13 protein-coding genes are annotated in these 22454 nt (G+C 56.6%); 2 read left to right on the top strand and 11 right to left on the bottom strand.

What is annotated here, in order from left to right; genetic code table 11:
• Window positions 1-109 precede the first annotated feature (109 nt).
• The 8 genes from NHH03_RS26010 to NHH03_RS25975 all read right to left on the bottom strand — a co-directional run bounded on the left by NHH03_RS26010 (window position 110) and on the right by NHH03_RS25975 (window position 13464).
• Window positions 110-433 carry a hypothetical protein gene (locus tag NHH03_RS26010; protein ID WP_253161273.1) on the bottom strand — a complete coding sequence of 108 codons (324 nt, stop codon included), beginning with the start codon at window positions 431-433 and terminating at the stop codon, window positions 110-112.
• Between the two features lie 322 nt (window positions 434-755).
• Window positions 756-2903, bottom strand: coding sequence for a sulfatase family protein (locus tag NHH03_RS26005; RefSeq protein WP_253161272.1), 2148 nt, complete (start codon window positions 2901-2903; stop codon window positions 756-758).
• Between the two features lie 44 nt (window positions 2904-2947).
• On the bottom strand, window positions 2948-4387 hold the full coding sequence (locus NHH03_RS26000) for a sulfatase family protein (protein ID WP_253161271.1): 1440 nt from the start codon (window positions 4385-4387) through the stop codon (window positions 2948-2950).
• A 109-nt stretch (window positions 4388-4496) separates the two neighbouring features.
• A complete protein-coding gene (locus tag NHH03_RS25995; protein WP_253161270.1) occupies window positions 4497-5474 on the bottom strand; it encodes an alpha/beta hydrolase in 978 nt (325 codons plus the stop codon).
• 107 nt (window positions 5475-5581) lie between these two features.
• Window positions 5582-6994: a sulfatase family protein gene (locus NHH03_RS25990; RefSeq protein ID WP_253161269.1), complete on the bottom strand. Its 1413-nt coding sequence runs from the start codon at window positions 6992-6994 to the stop codon at window positions 5582-5584.
• Window positions 6995-7045: 51 nt separating this feature from the next.
• Entirely contained in the window at window positions 7046-8440 is a 1395-nt protein-coding gene (locus NHH03_RS25985) for a DUF1501 domain-containing protein (RefSeq protein ID WP_253161268.1), read from the bottom strand.
• A gap of 59 nt (window positions 8441-8499) precedes the next feature.
• Complete coding sequence (locus NHH03_RS25980; protein WP_253161267.1) at window positions 8500-11703, bottom strand: PSD1 and planctomycete cytochrome C domain-containing protein; 3204 nt, start codon at window positions 11701-11703, stop codon at window positions 8500-8502.
• A gap of 213 nt (window positions 11704-11916) precedes the next feature.
• Window positions 11917-13464 (bottom strand): sulfatase family protein, encoded by a 1548-nt coding sequence (locus NHH03_RS25975; protein ID WP_261364467.1) that lies wholly within the window; start codon window positions 13462-13464, stop codon window positions 11917-11919.
• A 335-nt stretch (window positions 13465-13799) separates the two neighbouring features.
• Here NHH03_RS25975 and NHH03_RS25970 point away from each other — a divergent pair, with 335 nt between their 5' ends.
• Window positions 13800-15041 carry a tetratricopeptide repeat protein gene (locus tag NHH03_RS25970; RefSeq protein ID WP_253161266.1) on the top strand — a complete coding sequence of 414 codons (1242 nt, stop codon included), beginning with the start codon at window positions 13800-13802 and terminating at the stop codon, window positions 15039-15041.
• Window positions 15042-15055: 14 nt separating this feature from the next.
• Here the strand turns inward: NHH03_RS25970 and NHH03_RS25965 are convergent, their stop codons facing one another.
• From NHH03_RS25965 to NHH03_RS25955, 3 genes are all read right to left on the bottom strand, one after another.
• Window positions 15056-16396, bottom strand: coding sequence for an amidohydrolase family protein (locus NHH03_RS25965; RefSeq protein WP_253161265.1), 1341 nt, complete (start codon window positions 16394-16396; stop codon window positions 15056-15058).
• Window positions 16393-19632, bottom strand: coding sequence for an amidohydrolase family protein (locus tag NHH03_RS25960; RefSeq protein WP_253161264.1), 3240 nt, complete (start codon window positions 19630-19632; stop codon window positions 16393-16395). The genes NHH03_RS25965 and NHH03_RS25960 overlap by 4 nt, the downstream gene beginning before the upstream one ends.
• A gap of 109 nt (window positions 19633-19741) precedes the next feature.
• On the bottom strand, window positions 19742-20614 hold the full coding sequence (locus NHH03_RS25955) for a DUF1206 domain-containing protein (RefSeq protein WP_253161263.1): 873 nt from the start codon (window positions 20612-20614) through the stop codon (window positions 19742-19744).
• Window positions 20615-21423: 809 nt separating this feature from the next.
• Here NHH03_RS25955 and NHH03_RS25950 point away from each other — a divergent pair.
• Window positions 21424-22317 carry a UbiA family prenyltransferase gene (locus tag NHH03_RS25950; RefSeq protein WP_253161262.1) on the top strand — a complete coding sequence of 298 codons (894 nt, stop codon included), beginning with the start codon at window positions 21424-21426 and terminating at the stop codon, window positions 22315-22317.
• Window positions 22318-22454 lie beyond the last annotated feature (137 nt).

The raw sequence follows: 22454 nt of genomic DNA, 5'->3' as shown, positions 1-22454 counted from the left end.
GTCCTTTCGCACCCGCATCGTTTATCCGCTTGGCGATCTCTAAAGGAGCTTTATCAGGGTGAGTACCAAGGTGCCCAACCTTTGCCCAAAAACCGTTTGTCTTACCATTTTAGTCAATGCCAGCTTTATCTAATGTTTTATGGGCCCTGCCAATCGCATCAATGGCTTTCTGCGGCTTTCGACTTCCCCATCCAGGATTCGAGACAATATGCGCGGCCTGATATCCTTGCTTGGTAATCCTTGATTTTTTTGCAAGGTCTCCATTTGCCAGCGCCTTGCCCAACGCGCAACTTTCGGTCCCGTTGTGCACCAGCACACCAAGCTCGCCTATTTCGTAGACGTGCTCGGTGTGAACTTCCAGATTGTAGACACTTCCGCGGTACGCGAAAGTTTCGACAGAGTCGATCGCAATCTTTCCACAACGGGTTTGCAAACATTCGCCGCGAACTAGGTCCGTCAGGACGATGACCGGGGACAGAGCTCATTGGCGAGCAGTTGTCGTTCCCCACTCGGAGAATGATGGTCCGGCAGACTTGATTCCCGCGACGTTTTCACCTGATTTCGCCCGAGATGGTCTGGCTGGAGACACCGACCGGATTCGACAGAGCGGCAGGACTAGCGGGAGGAGTGACAGAAAAATAGCCGACAGAAAAATTTCAGTGCTGGGAAGACAGACTTCGCAATTTTTCTGTCAATAAAACTCCGCACTGTCTACGCACTGTACGTGAGGAAGCTTCCATCGGAGACAGGCCCGTTCATGGGCTCTGTCCCCTGGCCGGGGATGTTAGGACTTCTGCATCGAACTGAAAGTCATCGACGGTGATATGCCCCCAGCCGCCTGTCGATTGATCGACGACTTTGAGAAACATTTTTTGGCCAACATAGGGAGTGAGATCCCACTCCGCTTTTTGCATGACTTGGTCGTTGATGCCGCGAGCGAACTGAACCTCATTGCCATCGGCCGTGCACAGCGCGACGTAGGTGGAATTTCCACGTCCACCACCGATCCGGAACGACATGGTTCCGCCGGTTGGAACAAACAATGGTGACACGATCACACCGGTCTGGCCGTCCATCCCCTTCTCTGCGTCCGCTGACGATTCGAGGGTGGTCAGGTAATAGGTTCCTTGTTTGTTGTACTCTCGCCCATTCCTAAAAAACTCGGACCGACTTCCGATGGGATGTTGAAACTCACCTGCGACGACTTTCCAGGGTTCCAGCTCGCCGGATTCAAAGTCGAACGAAGCGCTGCGGTCACTAGGGGTTGCCGTCGTTTTCTGCGCAGGATTGCTCGACGAACCCGGACGGTTGCTACCGGGGCGAGTGTTGGGTTGCCCTTTAGTAGGGCTAGGTTTGGGGCTGTAACCCGCCAGCAACTCACTCAGCTCTTTGACAACTTCGGTGTATTCGTCAAAGACATTTTGAGTCTGGTTCACATCGGCTTTCAAGTTGTAGAGCTGCGCGCGCGGTGCATCGGCTTTGATTTTACCGTTTTTAATGTCGCTGTTAACGGATCCCACAAAACTGGCCGCTGCCGGTCCGGCGAATGTGTGATCGCCCGGTTTTCGGCCCCCAAACCCGCCGCTTCCCCGGCCCGGGATATAGATCCAGTTTCCTTGGCGGACCGACAGATGCGTGCCCTTGTGTGGAGCAAGGATTAAGTGATCGCGCAAGGGGGCGTCCGGCTGGCCGACAAAGGCAGGAAGCACGTTGACGCTGTCTGTCTGCTGAGTCTTGTCCAGTTTCTGTCCGGTCAACGCCGCAAACGTCGCTAGCATATCGACATTGCCAATCAACTGGTTCGACGTCGTTCCGGCCTTCACCTTGCCCGGCCAGCGGACGATCAACGGCACGCGATGGCCACCTTCCCAGACGCCAAACTTGAACCCCAGAAGATCACCGTTCTGTCGATGGCCGGCCTTGAATGCGGCTTGGCCGCCGTCGTTGAACATCCCACCGTTATCGCTGGTGAAAATCACCAGCGTGTTATCCGTTAAACCGTTGACCTCCAGGCAGGAAAGAACCTCGCCGACGATCCAATCGAGTTCATGGATAAAGTCGCCGTAGAGTCCGCATTGGCTGGTCCCCTGGAAACGTTTGGCTGGAGTAAACGGGTGATGGATATTGGTTGTCGCAAGATACAGAAAGAAGGGTTTGTCCTTGCGCTGCTGTATCCACTGGACAGACTTCTTCGCCATCGTGGTTCCGACTTGGTAGTCGTTGAACAGTTCATGAGCCTTCGCTGCGCCACCGAACGCATTGGCACTGCGGTTGGCAGCCTCGGGCGGAATGGGCGTGATCGGCGTGGCATTTTTCGCGTTCCGGCCAAGATAAACCAGCGGATCGTTAGGATCGCTGCCGACAACACGATCGTTTTCTACATACACATAAGGCGGCGCGCTGTTGACAACCGGCATCCCAAAGTAGTAGTCGAAACCGAGATCCTGCGGTCCGGGACGTAGCGGTTCCTGCCACTTGTTTGTTCCCGTGCCGAATCCCAGGTGCCATTTTCCAATGACAGCCGTGTCGTAGCCGCTACTTTTAAAAACATCGGCAATCGTGGTTTTCTCCGTGTCGACAATCAGCGGAGAGGTGATCGGAGCCGGTCCCCAAACGCCTCGTCCGCCATTGGCTCGCAGCGGATATTGTCCGGTCAGCAATGCATAACGTGACGGCGTACAAACGGCCGACACTGAATGGGCATCCGTAAATCGACGTCCGTCGGCGGCAAGCCTGTCAATGTTCGGTGTCTGCACTTTGGTGGCCCCGTAGCACCCAAGGTCGCCGTAGCCGAGGTCGTCGGCAAAAATCAAAACGACATTAGGCGGTTGCTCGGCGGCAAACGTTGCAATCGTCGACAGGAAGACCAGGCCCAGAACGTGAATGACTGTAGACGGTCGCATGTGAGTGCTTCGAACGCGAGTTGAGTTTTTCAAGAAAACGGATGTTATCGAGACGGGTCAAACTGAAAGACCGGCTTGACCTCTGGAGGCAACGGGCCCGCGTCCTTGTCGCGGTACTTCGAGAAACAATCGGGATCGGGTTCCGCCGGAAGCGTCGCAGTCCAGGCGTGAAGCTTTGCCAACAGCGTTTCGGCGATCTCCGGATGTGATGACAACCGATTGTTCTTTTCCAAAGGATCTTGATTGACATCGTAAAGCTCCAACGCGTCGAAAGTCGCGCTGGTCAATAGCCGCCACTGCCCGTCTAGGACCGAGTACACGGCCCCCTTGCGGCTTGAAATCCCTTTCCAAAACAACGGTTTCTCACGCACCGGTGCTTTTGCCCCCTGCAACGTCGCCAGTTGGCTCTTGCCGTCGGGCTGGTACCCTGCAGGCAGGCTTGCACCGGCGATCTCACAGAACGTTGGCAGCAGGTCGACGGCAGAAATCCAGGAAACGTCATCGATAGCACCGGCTTTGATTTTTCCCGGCCAGCGGGCGATAAACGGCACACCAATCCCGCCCTGCAGGATTGACGCCTTGCGGCCATTGCGACCACCGGTTGTCCCGACGCTGCAACCAATTCCGAACCCCTCGCCAGTCGCTGAATCGTACATGGTCGTTAACTTGCCGCCTCGTCCACTACCGGCGGGACCATTGTCAGAACTAAAAACCACCAGCGTGTTGTCGGCCAGTTTCAATCGGTCCAGCGCGGCAAGCAACTCACCGATCCGATCGTCGGCGTGAGAAAGCACAGACGCATAGACATTGTCGGTGTCGTCCAACTCTGGAAATCGCCGACGATACTCCGGCAGAGTGTGAAACGGGGTGTGCGGTTCGTGCATCCAAAGATTGATGAAGAACGGTTTGTTTGCAGCGGCGTTCTTTTCGATGAATGCAATCGCTCGGTCGGCATCCGCGTGCACTGGCATTTGAATGCCGGCACAATTGAAGGCGCCGTATTCATCGTATCCATAGTCACTTGGCAGCGGCGAATCAGGAATCATGTTGTTCGCAAGATGCCATTTTCCGAAGTGTGCCGTCGCGTAGCCCGCCGATTGCAACATCTTTGGAAGCGTTGGTGTTGTTGGGTCAAGCCAGTCCGGCATGTTGCGTTTGGCGTTGCTTTGCACCCAGGCAAAATGGCCGTCGATTCGGTAGCGTACTGGAAAGTGACCGGTCATCACCGCCGTACGGCTTGGGGAACAGACTCCGCTGGCGACGGTGAAGCGATGGAAGTCGGTGCCTTCTTTTGCAAGTCGGTCGATATTTGGTGTCTTCAGGTACGGATGCCCATGACAACCAAGGTCGCCCCAGCCCCAGTCGTCTGTGAAAATAAACAGAATGTTCGGCTGAGCCACTTCATCGGTCTGTTCGCGCGCCAAAGAGGTACAAGTTGTCAGTAGGACGAAGCCAAGGAATGGAATCAGTGAGGTTGGTTTCATGTTTTTCTAAACGCGGTTTCAAAGGTAGGCGGTGGGGAAAGGCCTTTTGGGAGTCTTACTCTGTCAGATCGGAATGGTGGCGAAATTCGCGACCCTCTTCCGATCACGGTCAGCGATGGTTCACAAAGAACTGCACCGTACGTTCGATAATCTGGTCCCGCGATGGTTCGATGTCGGCATCGACTCGTCGCCAGTTGTGGCCGGCATTCTTGACGATCGTGATCTCCACCGGCGCCTTCATCGCGTCGGCTTTCTGTTTCATGTAATACGCGTGCTTCACCGGGATGGTCGTGTCCTTGTCGCCCTGGATCATCAACAACGGTGCACTCGTTGGTTTCAGGTAGTTGATCGGGCTCACTTCGCGATATCGGGCCAACTTCTCTTTCGGCCCCGATTCTGATCCCATGATCCGAGGCTCAAAGCGGTCTCGGAAATCGGCGCTGTCATCGTGGTTGAATAACGCCATCTTTTCAAAGTCACACGGTCCGTACCAGGAAACGCCAGCAATCATGTGGTAAGAAACGTTGGCGAGGGCTGGATCTCCCGGCAATTGTTCGGGCGATGCAAGCAGCAGCATCTGGGCAATGTGACCGCCTGCTGAATCTCCCATCACAAAAATCCGCATCGGGTCAATCCCCAACGCTTCACTGTTTTTGGCGAGATAGCGGATCGCATCCTTGCAATCGATGACGCAGTCTCGCATTGCAACCTGGCTGTCTTTTTTGGCCAAACGGTACGATACGGGTGCGACCGCGAAACCTTCTTTGATTAACCGCTGGAACACTTCCGCAAAGGATCCACTTGCCGCTTTGTAACGGTTGCCTGCGGCCCAGCCCCCACCGTGTGTGAAGACAATGACTGGGCACGGACCGAAACGGTTTCCGGTTGGATAATACAAATCCAGCTTTAGATCTCGCCCGTCCACAGATTTGTAAACGACGTCAAGTTTCCGTTCGCCGCCGGTTTCCAGGTATTTGGCTGGTTCAGGTCGGCGCGTTCTCTTGGTTTCGTTGCGCGCTTCCTGAGCCGTTACTGAGCACGTTGGCAGAAAGACGAAGAGGGCGGCGATGATCAGTTTTTGCGTCATTTTAGGTTCAACGTTTGTGCGAGTGGACTTCCCCAGTCGTCCTGCCGATTTTGGTCGTTGTAGGTTCGCGGATTCGGGTGAAGTCCAAGACGGTTGTTCCGGTCGATTCACTTTGTTTCCCGTGGCGCTCCCAGCCATTTGGCCAGTTCCGCTGTAAGCGAGGCGACCAAATCTGGGTGATCGGCCATCACATTTTGTGTCTCGTTCGGATCAGCGTGTATGTCAAATAGTTCCACGGGCGTTCCGTTGAGAGCGAGCAGTTTCCACTTTCCTCGCATGGCGACTTCGGTCGCGTACGGTTTGGGTTTTGGAGAGTGGCGTTGCAGATTCTTGTACAGGTCGAGCTGCCAAAACACCGTTCCCCGCGCCTGGGCACTCGGCGGAGCATCACCTTTCAAATGCGGCAACAGGCTCAGTCCATCGAGCGGCAAGTCGCTGGGCAATTCGACTTCCGCCGCCTCGCAGAAGGTAGGCAGTAGATCGTTTGAGTGTCCAAATGCCTCGGATGTTTGACCAGCCGGAATTGCAGCGGGCCAACGCACGACCATCGGTACACGAATTCCACCATCGTGCAGATCGGTCTTGCCACCTTTTAAATCGTGGATGAATCCTTCATAGGCCGCACCATTGTCACTTGTAAAAAGGACGAGTGTGTTGTCTGCGATCTTCAGTTCGTCGAGCTTCTTGAGGATCGCTCCGACTTTGCCATCCATGTGCTGCACCATCGACCGGAAGCGATGCTGATCGTCGCTGAGATCGACTGCGGCGGTGTCGGACCAATGCGGCTCTGGAGCAGGCTCATAAGGCTTGTGAGGAACGAGCCACCACAGATTGAGAAAGAAAGGTTGTTCTTGGGCTGAAAAGGTTTCGATCATCTCGACTGCAAAGTCACCATTTGCATCCGTGAAGTGCTTGGGATAGTACGGGTCATCGTCGCCGACCCGTTGGTCGTTTCGAAGGAGGACCGTTCCGCCCTGCCGGAAGAGCGTTCGCTCTTTGCCCATCCGGCCGCGAAGTGGCTGTTGCTCGATCTGCGTTTGATAAAAATGGAATCCGTGTTGGCCGGGGCCGGGCTGATTCGTCAGCCGCGTTCCTTTGTCGTCGACATGCAATCCGCCCAGATGCCATTTACCCACATGCGCTGTGTTGTATCCCGCGTCCCTCAACAGTTCGGCAACGGTTGTCGCCGACTCCGGCAGCCATTGATTTCGATCATTGAAATGTTTCGTGATACCGAATCGCAGGGGATACCGACCGGTCAGCACGGAAGCTCGCGTCGGGGAGCAGACAGCCGAACCAGCGTAGAACCGAGTCCATTTCATCCCCTCATTGGCAAGGCGATCAAGATGCGGTGTCTTGACTGCGGGGCTTCCAAAGCAGGAGAGGTCGCCGTAGCCGAGATCGTCTGCGAGCAGCAGAATGATGTTCGGTCGATCGTCCGCACAGGCATCGCTAGTGTCTCCAGCTAAGTAAAAGCTGATGCTGACAAGGGACAGGAAATAGCAGAAGTGACGATTCATGGGCGGGGCGTCAGAAGCATAAGGGAGGATGTGGAGGGCTGGCGAGTTTGGCTACATCATAATGTCATGGATGACGTGGCCGTGAACGTCAGTCAATCGCATGTCACGTCCACTGAAACGGAATGTCGAACGCGTGTGATCGACGCCCATCAGATGCAGCATGGTGGCATGCAGGTCGTGTATCTCCACTCGGTTTTCAACCGCCTTGTATCCCCACTCGTCGGTGGCGCCGTAGATCATGGCGGGTTTCACACCGCCGCCGGCCAGCCAAACGGTGAATCCAAACTGATTGTGGTCGCGTCCATTCTTACCTTGAGCGAACGGAGTGCGGCCGAATTCGCCCGCCCAGACGACAAGCGTTTCATCGAGCATCCCCCGCTGCTTCAGATCCTTTAACAAGGCCGCAATGGGTTGATCAACGGCGCGGGCGTTGTTCTCGTGTCCCTTTTTCAAGTTGGAATGCTGGTCCCAGCGGTCACCGCCAATTTTCGGACAGGTCAGTTCAATAAATCGGACTCCCTGCTCCACCATGCGGCGTGCGATCAGGCACTGGGCGGCGTAGATGCGCGTCGGCTGGTACTTGGATTCCATGCCGTACATCTTCTGGACATGTGCCGGTTCCGCGGTCAGTGACATGACTTCGGGAACGGCCATCTGCATCGCGTAAGCAAGCTCGTAGTTCTGGATCGCGGATTCCAGACTGTCGTGCTTTCCGAATTGCGTGGCGGCGAGGCCGTCAAGTTGGCCGATCAAATCAAGTTTGTCACGTTGCTCCTGTGCAGTCGCTTCGGCCGGTGTGATATTTGCCACGCCAGAGCCAGACGGTTTGAAAACAGAACCCTGGTAAGTGGCGGGCAGAAATCCGCTGCCGAAACAATCGAGTCCGCCGGGCGGAACCAATCCACCGTTAAGCACAACGAAACCCGGCAGGTTTTGGCATTCACTGCCAAGGCCATAATTCACCCAGGCACCCATGCTGGGGCGTCCCTGTAACCCGCTGCCGGTATGCAGGAAGTAGTTGGCAAAGGTGTGTTCGGGAAAGCCGGATGTCATCGAACGAACAACCGCCAATTCGTCAACACATTCCGCCACATGCGGAAACAGGTCGCTAACCGGGATGCCGGACTCGCCATACGGTTTGAACTTCCACGGACTGGCCAGAACGGTGCCGTTGTTATTGAACTGAGTCGGTTCGACGTTGAAGAGTTGACCGGGATCCTTGCCGTTGTGTTTATCCAACATCGGCTTTGGATCGAACGTGTCTACCTGTGACGGTCCTCCATCCATATAGAGGAAGATGACGTTCTTTGCACGAACTTTGTGATGTGGCCCATGGCCAGCTTGCCCAGGACCCGATTGCAAACTCTCGTTGCGAGCAAACGCGGGATCCGATTGCAGACCGGCCAATGCGATTGCACCAAAGCCGGCAGCACATTTCGAGAGCATCTCGCGTCGCGATGTAGGCCGTGGTTGATGGCGCTGGCAGGGATAAATGTAATGTTCGTTCATCGTAGAAAAATGAACTCCTTGGTATTCACTAAAGCGTGGGCGAAACTTGCCCAAAGTTCAGGAGCATTCGCCGTGATCTTTCGCTTTGAAGCTTGGGTTCTCAGGTAGGCAGCCGCGGTCTCGCTTTCCTGCTTTGTAGGTGATCGTCCAAATCCGCAGCGGTACATCCACTCGATTCGCGTCGTCATCGCTTTGTCGTCGCTGTCGGCAACACTTTGCAAAGCTCGCTCGCCCCACTGGCGTGACAGTTCGACCACGAGTGGATCGTTTAAAAGAGTCAGGGCCTGCGCAGGAACGTTGGAAACATTGCGCCGCCCCATCGAGCTGAACGGCACAGGGGTGTCGAATGTCAGCATGAACGGTGAAAGAAAGTTGCGACGCACTGCGATGTAAATGGAACGCCGGCCATTGCCATCGAGCGGTCCACTGTTGCTCGGCCGGCCTCGACCATCCATGAACGACGTCAGGTGAATGGGTACCGGTGGTCCAAAGGCCGTTCGATCGAGCCGTCCTGACAATGCCAACAATGAATCGCGAATCGCTTCACCCTGTAAACGCCGCGGTGGTTGGTGATGCCATAGCAAATTCTTCGGATCCGCTTGGATTGCATCGGGATCCGGATGGCTCGACAGCTGATAAGTCCGCGACAGGACGATGTGCCGGATCATCTGTTTGATGCTGCGCCCTTCCGCAAGAAAGCGAGTGGCCAAATGGTCGAGCAGTTCCGGATGCGTCGGTCGCTGGCCCAAAAACCCCAGATCATCGACCGTGGGGACAATCCCGCGGCCCATCAGATGATGCCAAATTCGATTGACGATGACACGCGAGGTCAGCGGATTGGCCGGATCATTGATGTGGGCGGCAAGTTCCAGTCGCCCGCTGCCTTTGCCAATGGACATCGGCGAGTCACCGGAGATCGCCGTCAGGAAGTGTCGCGGTTCCGTCTCGCCGGGTTTTGACGAATTGCCGCGAATCAGAATGTGATCGTCCTCGCCTGTGCCATCCATCATCGCCGGAGCGACTCGCGAGCGGCGAACGATCTGCGACGCAAGCTGTTTTCGTTCTTGCTGCCATGCTCGAATGATGTGCTGAGCCGCACTGTTGGCAACACGAGGCGTTAAGGAGGGACCGACTGATCGATCCGCCGTCTGATTGTCAACGATTTGAAACGGCACCCCTTTCCCTGGAGATGGCCGAATTTTGCTGGCGTTGCCGGTGAGCGTCCAGCTGGGATGCCTTTGTAGTTTGCTGTCAGCCGATACAGGTTCGTTCGCCTGAACACCCTCACCACCTTTCAAAACCGCTTCGGCGGCATTGGCGTAGTCTTCGTACTGTTTGTCCGACACAGCCAGACGCCGGTCGAGATCCGCGAGACCTTCGGGGTCAAGTCCTTGCGTCACAAGCCGAACGGACAGTTGTTCGTTGACCGCGGGTATGAACTCAAGATGTAGCCGATGACCGACGTAGCGGTGCAAATCCAGTTTGACCCATCGCTGTCCGGCTTTGACCGGAACAATGGTTTCTTTGTGAAGCGGGCCAGCGACAAGTCGATGTGAATCGACACAGGCAACAATGGTGCCGACTCCGCTGACAAGACACTGCACCCTGCCGTCAGTCAGTTCGAAGGTTGGCGATCTCAGCGTGCGTCCGCTTTTGGGAAGTTTTGCAATGGTGCTTCGATTCTGGATGGCTCCTTCGGTAATCGATTCCAGTCCGGACCAGATCGGATCGCTGACGGCAGCACCAAACGTGGCAATCTTCACCGAACCCGATTCCGGTGACAGATAGGCCAGTCCCTGGCGTCTGGGCGACTGCCCAAAGAGATAGCCATCCTGCAGAAACTGGCGCTGCGCAAGGTTCGCGTAGTTAACAACGATGGCTTTGTCATTCAGAGAGCTCGTTTGCGAGGGCAGTCGGACACCATGGCTGTTCAGCAAATCTTGGATCCGTCGCTGATACTTTTCATCAACGCGTGCAAGCCGCCGAGCAACACGCCGATTTTGTTCCATCGACTCAAAGCGAACCTGTCGGTAGTCGCTGCTTTGCAGAAAACCAGACAGTGAGTAGTAATCGGCTGTCGAAATGGCATCGAACTTGTGATCGTGACAGCGAGCACACGCGACGGTTACGCCCAGAAAGGTCTTCGACATCACATCGAGCATATTGTCGAAACGATCCGCTTCGTCTTTTCGAATATCAACCGGCGAATGCACCCATTCGCCCAGATACCAGAATCCGGTACCAAGAATCGATTCATTGAACTTGTTCGTTGGATGCAATCGCGGCTGGGGCAGCAAGTCACCTGCAATGTGCTCGCGGACGAACTGGTCGTATGGCACATCGGCGTTGAGCGCGCGAATCACATAGTCGCGATATTGAAACGCGTTTGGAGTGTCGTTGTCGAATTCGTGCCCACGCGACTCGGCATAACGTGTGAGGTCCAGCCAGTGACGCCCCCAATGTTCTCCGAAATGCGGCGAGTCAAGCAGTCGGTCGACCACGTGCTCGACAGCTAGCGAATCAGGGTCACTCACAAACGCTTCAACCTCGTCGGGTGTCGGCGGCAATCCGATCAGGTCAAAGGAAAGTCGGCGGAGAATAGCCGTCCGATCAGCGTCACGGGAAGGTTTCAGTCCAGCTGCTTCCAGGCGAGCAAGGGTGTAGTGATCCAGCTCGTTGTGGGGCCAAGTGCGATCTTTTACGACAGGCGTTTCGGTATCGGCAATTGGCTGCCACGCCCAGAATTCGGACTTTCGCGTTTCAAGATCAAACTGGTGTTGATCGTTATCCGCAGTCGGCGGTGCTTCCTCGGGCCACGGTGCTCCCATTGCAATCCAGCGTTCAAGGACCGCGATCTCGTGATCGCCCAGCTTGCCTTTGGGGGGCATTTCATACGATTCGTATCGCACGGCTTCGATCAGCAGGCTGCCGTCGACATCACCTGGAACAACAGCCGTACCGGAATCGCCTCCGCGCAGGTGTGCCTCGCGACTATCGAGCAACAGATTCCCTTCGACACGCTTGGCTTGGGCGCTGTGACACTGGTAGCATTGCTTCGCCAACAGCGGTCGAACTTCACGCTCAAAAAAATCAAGCTGATCTGCTGACGGCGTTTGCTCTCCGGCTTGAATCACAGCACTTGTGACACACAGCCCGGTGTATAGCAGCGCGAAAAACAGAAAGAAACAAATTTTAGTCATCACGATTACGGCTGAATAAACTGCGACAGATGACGGACCGGGGCATCGATTCGTCATTATGATCTCAATTTTCGTTCACGCCGGCGGCCCGTCGAGGAAAGAGTGCGGCACCGCATTAATCATTTGCGACAATTCCCGCGGGGTGGGAACGTCTCTCGCCTGCCTGATGGGCTCTGTCCCCTGTCCGTGGTGGGTTCTGTCCGTGGATTCTGATTAGGGGCGGCTGCGCCCTTGATCGATCAGCTGTTGCAGTTGCTTTTTGAGCCGCGCGGCGACTTCGGGGTTCTCGTCGATGACGTTCGTCTTTTCGGCGGGGTCATCGTCTAGGTTGAACAATTGGAACGGTGGGACCGGGGTGTTGGCGAGCTCCGTTTCAACGACCACATTTCGAGCCGACTTTTTACCGTATCGCTGTAGCTTCCACTGCCCGGCACGCAGGCCAAACGTTCCGCTGCTGCCGTTATCTTGCTGCACCAAGTGGTCGCGGCCACTGGCATTGTCTTCGCCCAACAGAGCCCCCAGGACATTGAAACTGTCCAGGCAGGCGTCCTCGGGAAGTGGTTGCTCGGCAAGTGCAGAGATGCTTGCTGCGAGATCGATCGTGCAAACAAGTTCGTCGCTGACGCCCGGTTTGATGCGGCCTGTCCAACGGGTGATCAATGGCGTTCGCGTTCCGCCTTCGTAGACGCTGTATTTCCCGCCCGAATATGGACCGGCGGCGCGATGGTTGCCGATTTTTTCGATCGCTCCGTCTTTGTAGCCGTCGTCCAGAACGGGGCCGTTGTCACTGCAAAAGACCACCAGTGTGTTTTCCGCCAGCTTCAGCCGATCGAGAGTCTTCATCAATTCGCCGACGCACCAGTCGAGTTCAATGATCGCGTCGCCGCGAAAGCCGAGTGACGTCTTTCCCTGAAACCGTTCGTGGGGCATTCGGGGAACGTGAATGTCGTGTGATGCGAAGAACAGAAAGAACGGTTCGCTCTGGTGCTGTTCGATGAATTCGACAGATTTTTCCACCCACTTGTCGGCAAGGTCTTCGTCGCGGAACCGCGCGGAATGACCGCCCGTGTAGAAGCCGATGCGGCTGATGCCGTTATGGATCGTCGAGTTGTGGCCGTGGGACCAATCCATTTTCAGCGAGTCGCGATCGGTGATTCCAGTCGGATGGTCGCGACTCGGTTTTTTTGTGCCTACCCACAACGGATCCGCAGGGTCCAGATTTGGGACGCGGTGATTTTCCACATAGACCTGGGGCACACGGTCATTGGTGGTCGGCAACAGAAAACAGGTGTCGAAACCAATTTCGAGCGGTCCGGGTTTTAGGTCGCCATTCCAATCAGGCCCATCTTCCCCGCCGAGTCCGAGGTGCCATTTACCGATGACAGCGGTGGCGTAGCCCGCACGCTGCAGAAGTGATGCGATGGTTTCGGTGCCGGGCTTGATGATGGCTGGTGCATTGGGCGGTGCAATGCCTGTGCGTTCTCCGCGAAACGCGTAGGTTCCCGTCAGCATGGAATAACGTGTCGGGGTACAGGTGGAAGCCGAGCAGTAACCACTGGTGAATCGAATTCCCTGTTCGGCAAGCCGGTCAATGTTTGGCGTCGAGAGCGACGTTGCACCGTAACAGGAAAGATCGCCGTAGCCGAGATCATCCGCCATCACGACGATCACGTTGGGCGTTTCTGCAAAGATTCGTTCACTGATGAACAGTGATGCCAAGAGCGCTAGGTATTGAAGTGGGAGTGTGAGCTGCTTGATCATGGTGGTCATTGAAATTTCTGGAAAGACTGGTCGTGAGAGGTGTTTGCAAACCCGCCCGAACCGCCCACGCGAGACAATGTGACGATTGCTGTGGAAGATAGTTTACGCTCTCGGAGCGAAAGGCGACACATCTTGGTCCCAACCAGTGCCGGCACCATCGCGTACAATCGTGCATTCAGTTGCGAATTGGCAACGATCCCGCTGGTGTGGAGGATTTATCCGCCCGGGTTGGGCGCAGATCGGTTGATGAAACCCACGCGAGAATCATAAGGTGAAAGATGGTTCGTCCCCGAAAGCGCAGGCCTGGTAGACGCGTTGGCAATCTTGAACGTGGTTTGAAACATCATCAGGCCGGACGTCTGCCACAGGCTCTGCAAGCCTATCGGGATGAATTGGAAGTTCGACCCTGCACGACGGCGGCCCAATTAGCCGGCCGCGTTTTGTTTGAATTGGAACGAGCGGACGAGGCGATCGAGATGCTGCGGCTGGCCGTGCGTTTGGATCCCGACAACGGGGATGCCTGGAATGATTTGGGAAATATTCTGTCGAGTCTCGGCCAGGACGACGACGCCATAGCGGCCTATCGGCATTCGGTGCGTTGTAGCAAAAATGTGTCGCTGGCGACGAATAATCTGGCCAACACATTGATGCATCAGCAGCGATTCGGACAAGCGATCGAAGTGTTGGAGGCGGCGCTGGCAAGTGATCGGTGTGCGGCGATGTACCAATCACTCGGCAAAGCCTATCGTGCAGCGGGGCGGTTGGACGACGCCAGAGAGGCACTTCGCCAAGCAACTGGAATCGATCCGAATGATCCGGATAGCCATCGAGAGCTGGTGGCAGTTCTGAGAGAACAGGGACGTCAGGACGAGTTATGCGAGACGCTGCAGAATTGGCGGAAGTGCGATCCCGAAAATCCTGTTCCGACACATTTGATTCAGGCATTGCAGGCTGCGTCTGGCCGCGCGTCAGACGGATACATCCGCAAGGTGTTTGACGAGTATGCCGAGTCGTTTGAGGAGAGTCTGGGAAAGCTCAGCTATTGTGTCCCCGAACACTTGGATCGGATGCTGGGGCAACACACACTCGAGAATGCGACGGTGTTGGATGCCGGATGTGGCACGGGGCTGTGTGCGCCCTACTTGCGTCCACGGGCAAGCCGACTGGTCGGTGTGGATCTGTCGGAAAAAATGATCGACAAAGCCCAACAGCGAAATCTGTATGACGAACTGTCTGTCGCCGAGTTGACGGAGTTCATGTTGGGGCACCCGGCAGAATATGATCTGATTCAGGCGGCCGACACGTTGATTTACTTTGGTGAGTTGCAGCAAGTGTTTGCGGCAATGGTCGTTGCACTGCGGCCTGGGGGCAGCGTGTTGTTTAGCTTGGAAGCCGGACAGAGCGAGACCTATGCGATGGGGTTAACGGGACGCTTTTCCCATGGCAAACAGTACGTGATGGATCAGCTTGAATTGGCCGGTCTGCGGTTGCATCAAATACAGACCCTTGCGATTCGGGTGCAAGCCGCGGTTCCTGTCGAAGGCTGGTGTATCTGGGCGATTCAATCGGATCCGTGAAGGGGCTAGCGAGGTTATGGGTTTGTCTTGCCAGCCTGCTGTTGTCGTTTGTACTTCAACTTGTATTTCTCAGCGAGCGTTTGGTGACGATTTCCCAAATCCACTTCACGGCCGCCAATGTACGCGGCTGTCACGTTGGATTCCGTTAGCAGGACATCTCCATCGACGACGATCAACGTGGCGTCTTTGCCAACGGTGATCGAGCCGACGCGGTCATCGACGCCCAGGATCTCGGCGGGCGAAAGCGTGATGGATCGGATGGCTTGTTCGCGTGACAATCCATGGGCGGCCGCGACAGCGGCGTGGTACGGCAGATTTCTTGCTTGGGAAGGGCCGGCGGGAGACCCCGATCCGGGACCGCCGATTGCGAACGCAATGCCGGCGGCGTGTAACCGAGCCGGCAAAGTGTAGGGATGGTCGTAGGGATCGTCGCGGCGCAGTGGCAGTCGGTAGGTGGAATGAACGATCACCGGGACGTCGTATTTTTTTAGCATCTCGGCGCACTGCGGCGCGTCGTAGCCTCCGTAAATAACGATGCGGATTCCGCGGGAGGCGGCGAAGGCGACCGCGGATTCGATTTCACGTCGTCGATCGGCTTGCACGATCAGCGGCATCTGCCCCGCTACGACGGGTACCAAGGCGGCGAGTCGCAAGTCGGTCTGATCGTCGGCAGAGGTGGAGGTGCGCGTGGCAGCGTAGCGTTTGGCTTGGTCCAGGCGGTCGGCCAATTCGCTCAGTTTTCGATCTCGCTCGGTGGCACGTTTCTGGTCGTCGCCCTCACGGGAATCGTATGATCGCCAGGAAACCATGATTCCAGCAGTGCCGGTGAGCAACATGTCATCTGCCGTCCAGCCATCCAGTTGGATGACGGAGGTCTGTCCACGAATCTTGCCGCCATCGGGCGCAATCGCAGCCAGCAAGACACCGCCGGCGCGGGCAACGGGGATCAGTTCACTGTCCGGGTTCACCGCGACCCAGGGCTGCAGGTTTCCATTTTCATCACCGATCTCATGGGTATCCACCGAGCCGCGAACACTGTTGACCTCGACCAGTCCGATACTGGAGATCGATTCGATTAGTCCCGGGTAGACGTGTTTGCCGGTCGCGTCGATGGTGACACAGTTTTCCGGCAAGGTCAGGTTCTTACCACAGGCTTGGATGACACCGTCAGTGAACAACACAGCACCCTGATTGATGGGCGCTGCATCAACCCGGTGGATGGTGCCGCCGACGATGGCGATGGGTCGCGTTTGCGGGGCCCCGGGGATCTGGTCATGGGCCGGCGCGTTGGTCGATCCCGACAGACAGATCGCGACTGCAAGGCCACATTGTCGCCAAATGTTTGCAGGACTCATCGGTTGTTCTCCGCGTGCTCGTGCTGGTGTTCCGCTGCATGTTCATCGCCGTGTTCATCATCGCTATGTTCGTGCTGATGACAAAATTCGTCGTACCGCAGCCAACGGTCTTCTTCGGCATTGCTATCGTCATTCTGTCTGCCGTCTTTGGCCGCTGGGTCATCCAGGATTTTTTGCACCAGGATCGCTCGCCAACGCTGGTCGCGTTCACGCAGTTCCTGGTCACGTTCGATCGAAAACAACAGTCGTCCATCGACCCAGGTCTGCTGGCAACGCGACAGGGTTGACAGTGGCGGCCCGTTCCACAACACCAGGTCCGCATCCTTTCCAGGCTCGATCGAACCGACGCGATCATCGATCCGCAATTGTTTGGCCGGGTTCAAGGTCACAAACTTCAACGCTTCTTCGGCGGCGACTCCACCGTACTTCGTCGCCTTGGCGGCTTCGGTGTTCAGGTGTCTGGCCAGTTCGGCGTCGTCACTATTGAATGACACCACAATGCCGACATCATGCATGATCGCGCCGTTGTGCGGGATCGCATCATAGACCTCAAACTTGTAAGCCCACCAATCCGAGAACGAGGACGCCATGGCTCCGTGAGCCAGCATTCGATCGGCCACTTTGTAGCCTTCTAGAATGTGCTGTAATGTTCCGATGGTGATCTCAAATTCGTCCAGCACATCAAGCAATGCAACAATTTCGTCTTGGCGGTAGCTGTGACAATGAATCCAGCGCTGGCCGTTCAAGATCTCTGCGATCGCTTCGAGTTCTAAATCGCGGCGAGGCGGCAGTCCACGGCGCTGACCGGACAACCAACGCGACCGTTGCTGGTGATAGGCCTGTGCGGCCAAGAAGCGATCGCGAAACAATTCCTGTACACCCATTCGGCTGGACGGATAGCGATCGGATCGAGTCCGGTGGTTGCTGCGCTTGACGTTTTCGCCGAGCGCAAACTTGATGCCTGAGGGTGCGGCATCCAACTTCATCGCATCCATTGCGTCACCCCACCGCAGCTTGATCACTTGGTTTTGGCCACCGATCGGGTTTGCCGATCCATGCAAGATGTTGGCACAGGTCAGGCCACCGGCGAGCTGGCGATAGATGTTGATGTCACTGGGGTCGATGAAGTCACCGATTCGCACTTCGGCGGTGACCGCCTGTCCGGATTCGTTCACGCCGCCATCAGTCGCCATGTGGGAATGGCAATCAATCAATCCAGGGCTGATGTGTTTGCCGGAGGCGTCAACGATGGTGCAGTTGGCTGGAGCGTCGATCGCCGCTTGCACCGATTTGATTTTTCCGTCGACGACCAAGATGTCGGTGTCCTTGATGACGCCGGACGGACCACAGGTCCAAACGGTTGCGCCGCGGAACAGGACCGCGGGTGGTGCTGTGACGGGCTGGACCGTTCCGAACCCGCCGAGTGGAGAGTTGATTTGAATTTCCGCCGGACCGCTTTGCGTTGAATCGGCCTGCGTGTCAGCCTTGGTTGTTTCCTGTGTGTCAGCGTCTACCGCTGCATCGGGTTCCACTGGATCTTCTTTGCTGCGTTGCCACTGCAACTGGATCGTCGAACCATCCGCCTTGGTCAGTGTGGAGAAGATGGTCGGCGAACTGTCGGCGGCGGTGGCCAACGTGATCATCGTGATTCGCGAGGCCCCAGTCGGCAGACGCTCGTCCAGGGTGCTTAGATCGGTCCAGGCGGTTAAGCGGTCAGACGCTCTGGCAAGATCCTTGAGCGGTGTGGTTTTGGGTTGCTGTTTCGAGGAGTCCTCATCGGATGGTTGTTCGGAGTTGTCTTGCGCGTCTTTGGGCGCCGATGAAAGCTTGCCGGTCCACTTGGATTTCTTAACGCTCAAGGCCAGATGCAGCGGAATCAGGCCCTGGTCGGTTGAGATTTCGGTCTGCCAGTTTCCAGCCAAAGATTCGGTTTGCGAGCTGGTAGGCGGCTCGATTTCGAATCGTTTCCCGGCGACCCAGGTTTCTAAGACTTTGGTTTTTTCGTCAAACAGAGGTCCATCGGTGATGACCAAATTTGCCAGTGCCCCGGGGCGAACACGACCGGCCACATCTTCCACGCCCAGCCAATCGGCCGGCGTGGTCGTCACCGCGGCCAGCGCAGCGTCCTCGGACAGGCCGCGTGAGACCGCCTTTCGCATCTGTTTCAGGAATTGTGTCGGATCATCCAATCCGTCCGCTGTGATGCAGAATCGTGCGCCGGCCGATTCCAGGCGGGCTGGGTTCTCTGGTGCAAAATGCCAGTGCATCAGGTCTCGCAGTGGAACGTCGGCCGCGGCGGCTTCCGAGGCTACCGCGGGAGCCGACGGAAAATCGACGGGAATCAACAGCATGCGACCGGTGTTGGCGATCGCTGTTAGGTCTCGGTATTCACGACCAGACCCTCGGATCGCGAAGTCCAGTGAGAATTCACGCGCGACCGACTCGGCTCGCACTGCCATTCGTTCGTTGGGTGCGTCGATCACGAACCGCCCCGTTGTCAGATCGGTTGCCAAGCGTGCCAGGTCGTCGTTGCGAATCGGACGCTCGATCTCTGGGCGGGCCGCATAGGTTTTCCAGGCGGTTTCGTACCACAGTGCGTCGGCGAGTGTTTGCCGGACCAGGGCGACAGCGCCCATCGGGGAATTCGGATAGTCGTGACGTCGTCCACTGCGGGGCACTGTCAGTTGCAGATGCTGGGCGATGTTGTCTTTCACCAGCGAGACGCTGTTGTTGCCGCTGAGCATCACTAGGCAACTGCTGCCTTTGACGATGGCACCTTGGGGCGCCAGCAAGCGCATCGTAAATCCTTGCGACCGCAACTTTGCCAGGTCATCGAGCGACTTGATCGACGAAGCCGCTGCACGTCGCGGCACCACGTTTCCGTTCCAATGGTCGGCAACGCCACTGGGCGGATCAGGGACATCGATTTCAGCAAAGGCGTCGATCAGTCCGGCATAGATCGTTTTGCCGCTTAGGTCGATCAGCTTTGCCCCGACCGGTGGTTCTAGATCGGCGCCGACCTTGGTGATTGAAGTCGCCTGGATCAGGACCGATGCGGATTCCAAGATTTCGCCCGGCCGAGTGACAACGCGAGCGTTTTGTAGCAAGAACGTCTGGTCGGGCCGCTCGGCCAGTCCCACGGTGGGACGTGTGTCAGCGGCGTCCTGAGCGGTAGCAAAGCTGCTTGCCAGCACGCACATCAAGCTGAGAATGAGGCTGGCGCGTGGTTCTCTCATGATCTGTCCTGGGACGGCGAACGGCGTGGTGTGCTGCCCAGGATAGTCTAATGCGATCGATCAGGAAGAAACGGTTGCCTCGATTTTTGAGCCCCATGCGGGCTGTGCTTCATCGGCTGATGTTGAAGTGACGGAACCAGCCCAACAGGAACGAGTGAACGGCGTAACACATCAGTCCAAACCCTGCCGTGCCGAGTAAGAATTTTCCGTAAGATTGCGAGGCGATCGCCGCCAACGCATCGCTCATGCCGGCGATCTCGCCGTCGGCCGTGCCACGGACCGCCGACATCAAGATGAAGCCACCGATAATCGCGAACGCAATTCCACGAGTGCTCAGTCCCATGCGGCCGGCGTGCAGCGCTACCGATCGCATCGTCGTACTCATTTTCGCGAGGTTGTACTGTCCCATAAATTTTGCCTTGTACGCCTTGTAGACGAAGTAGCAACCCACTCCGATCGTGATGGCACCGGCGATTCCCAAGACAACGCGACCCCAACTGGAATCGAGCAGCGAGCCGGTTGAGCCGCCGGAAGATCCTCCGCTGGTTCCGAATCCCAGCGATTGAGAGGCGGCAAACCAACCGAGTGCCAGATAGCCGAGCCCGCTGATCGCATATCCCACCCGTTTCAGAATTCCTTTGGCGTCGTCGCCGTTTCCCTCGGTGTCTTTGACCGCTTGGACCCATCGCCAAGCGGTGTATCCCACCAAACCGATCGCCAACAATCCCAACAGAATCCGCCCGAAGGGTTGTTGTCCGATTTCTTCGATGGCTTCTCGCGAGCCGGAGATTTGCCCGCCGGCTCCGATCGCTAGTTTGAAAGCAAGCAGACCGATGATGAAGTACACCAGGCCTTTCGCGATGTATCCGGCGCGGCCGAGCGGTTCAATCCAAGACGGCATTTCCGGCAGGTCGCTCATCTCGAATCCCCGCCACGAAGTGAACTCTCCATTGGAAGACGTCGTGGATTGAGTGGTCGACATGGCAAGTCCCGTCGGGATGGAGGAAATCTGGTCGCAGTATTGGAAGTGGTTCAAACTGGAGCAAAATCTATGCCGGTGACTCATCAATATTCCCCATCACTCTGCAGAAGGCCGCGTCGGCGGGAGGGATCACTGTCAATTTCCCCAGTAGGCCAGGTGCAACCTGGCGCTTCTTCGTCCCCCCCTCGATGCATCCTGCTCCGCCAGGTTTCACCTGGCCTACTGGATGATCACCGCAGCCTAAACAACGCCGTCAGAGAAAATCGTCCTGATCCGCCGCTAGGTCGCTCAGGATGGTTTCGCAAAGATGGCGGCCCGCTCGCGAGCCTGTTGATGTCCCCAAGTTTTGTTTGATCACCCGCCAAATCGCTCGCTGACGCGTCGGGTTACCGTAAAAACGCAACTTCAAAACTGACGTGTCGGGTTGCCAGTTGTGGGGACTCAATCGCACGCGTGATGCCGGTGATGAAAGTGCGGTCGTCCTGGCAGGAAGGCTTTCGCTGGTGGCAGATAATCGTCCGCGCTGCTTGCAGACCGGCAACAACAACTCCGTAATCTGTCGTCGCGGCCCGCGACGAGTGCATCAAGACGAAGCTTCCAGTGTGCCCGCAACATTTGGTTTTGAACGGGGGGGCGCTGGCAGTTTGGCATTTTGCGGTGGCGCGTTCTTAAGCCCAGCGGGCGGCACACGTACTGCCGGCGGCGTCAGTCGCCGGGCTAGCGTGCTGGTATAACCTGGTTGGAGGTTTGCTTTGGCGATTCGCCGTGCGGCTTGTTTCTCGTTCAACGTTTAGAGAAGGCGATCGTCAGTGGAGAACGATGTTGGCACGGTCATACAACTGAAGGAGTTGGTTGTTTCAAGGCCGATTGAGATCATCAAGGTGGCGCGGCCGGGGTTTTGGCCGACGCATTTATGGTTTTATGTGTTGCCGTTTGCCACTCGCGATGTGTTCGGGTTACCGGCATTCTGGCTGGGCGCGGTTTACGTTTGTTTTCCGCTAGGTTTGTTGCTGTACGGCTGGAACGATCTGGGCGATGCGGCAAGCGATCAAATCAACGAGCGAAAAGACAGTTGGATCTTTGGTGCCCGGCCGACCGCGCCGCTTCGCAGGCGGTTGCCGGCTTGGATTGCGGCGGTCCAGCTCCCGTTTGTGATCGCCATGGTCTGGATCGCGGGGCCCAAAATGTTGCTGTGGTTCGCGGCGGTGTTGCTGGTCAACTACAGCTACAACACGTTGCGGTTCAAAGCTCTACCGGTGTTGGATCTGCTGAATCAGGTCGGTTACCTATTGATTTTTGTGCTGGCCAGTTGGTTGTGTGACGTGCCGCAAATGAGTCTGCCGGCGATGGTGTTCAGCGCCTTGTTTGCGATGCAGAGTCATCTGTTTGGTCAGTTGATGGACTTGGATGCCGATGCCGCGGCGGGGCGCCGATCGACGGCGGTGATGTTGGGCGTGACGCGATCGAAATGGCTGTTGGTAATGATCATGTTGGTCGAGGTGATCCTCGCGGCGAGCTATTTTCAGTCTCCGTTGGTGGCTTGGTTTATGTCGGCTGGTGCAGCTTTTTTCACTGTGGATGCGATGTTCGGTCCGCGTCGCTATCCGGTCTGGTTCACCAAAGCGTTCTTTGTGATTTGGAATCTGCTGGTGTTAGTGACCATGCATTGGGTGTGGCGCGACGGATTGTTTATGCTGCGGTGACCATCCAGTAGGCCAGGTGAAACCTGGCGGTGCAGGATGCATCGAGGGAGTTGGAGACGCCAGGTTGCACCTGGCCTACTATGAAAAAAGCGGAGGCCGCTGGTGGCGGTCTCCGCTTTGAGATGATTCACAAGTTG

The organism is Stieleria tagensis, assembly GCF_024129865.1.
In the GTDB taxonomy this organism is placed as follows: Bacteria; Planctomycetota; Planctomycetia; order Pirellulales; family Pirellulaceae; genus Stieleria; species Stieleria tagensis.
The sequence above is the reverse complement of the archived record's forward strand: the minus strand, read 5'-3'. Positions and strand labels throughout refer to the sequence as shown.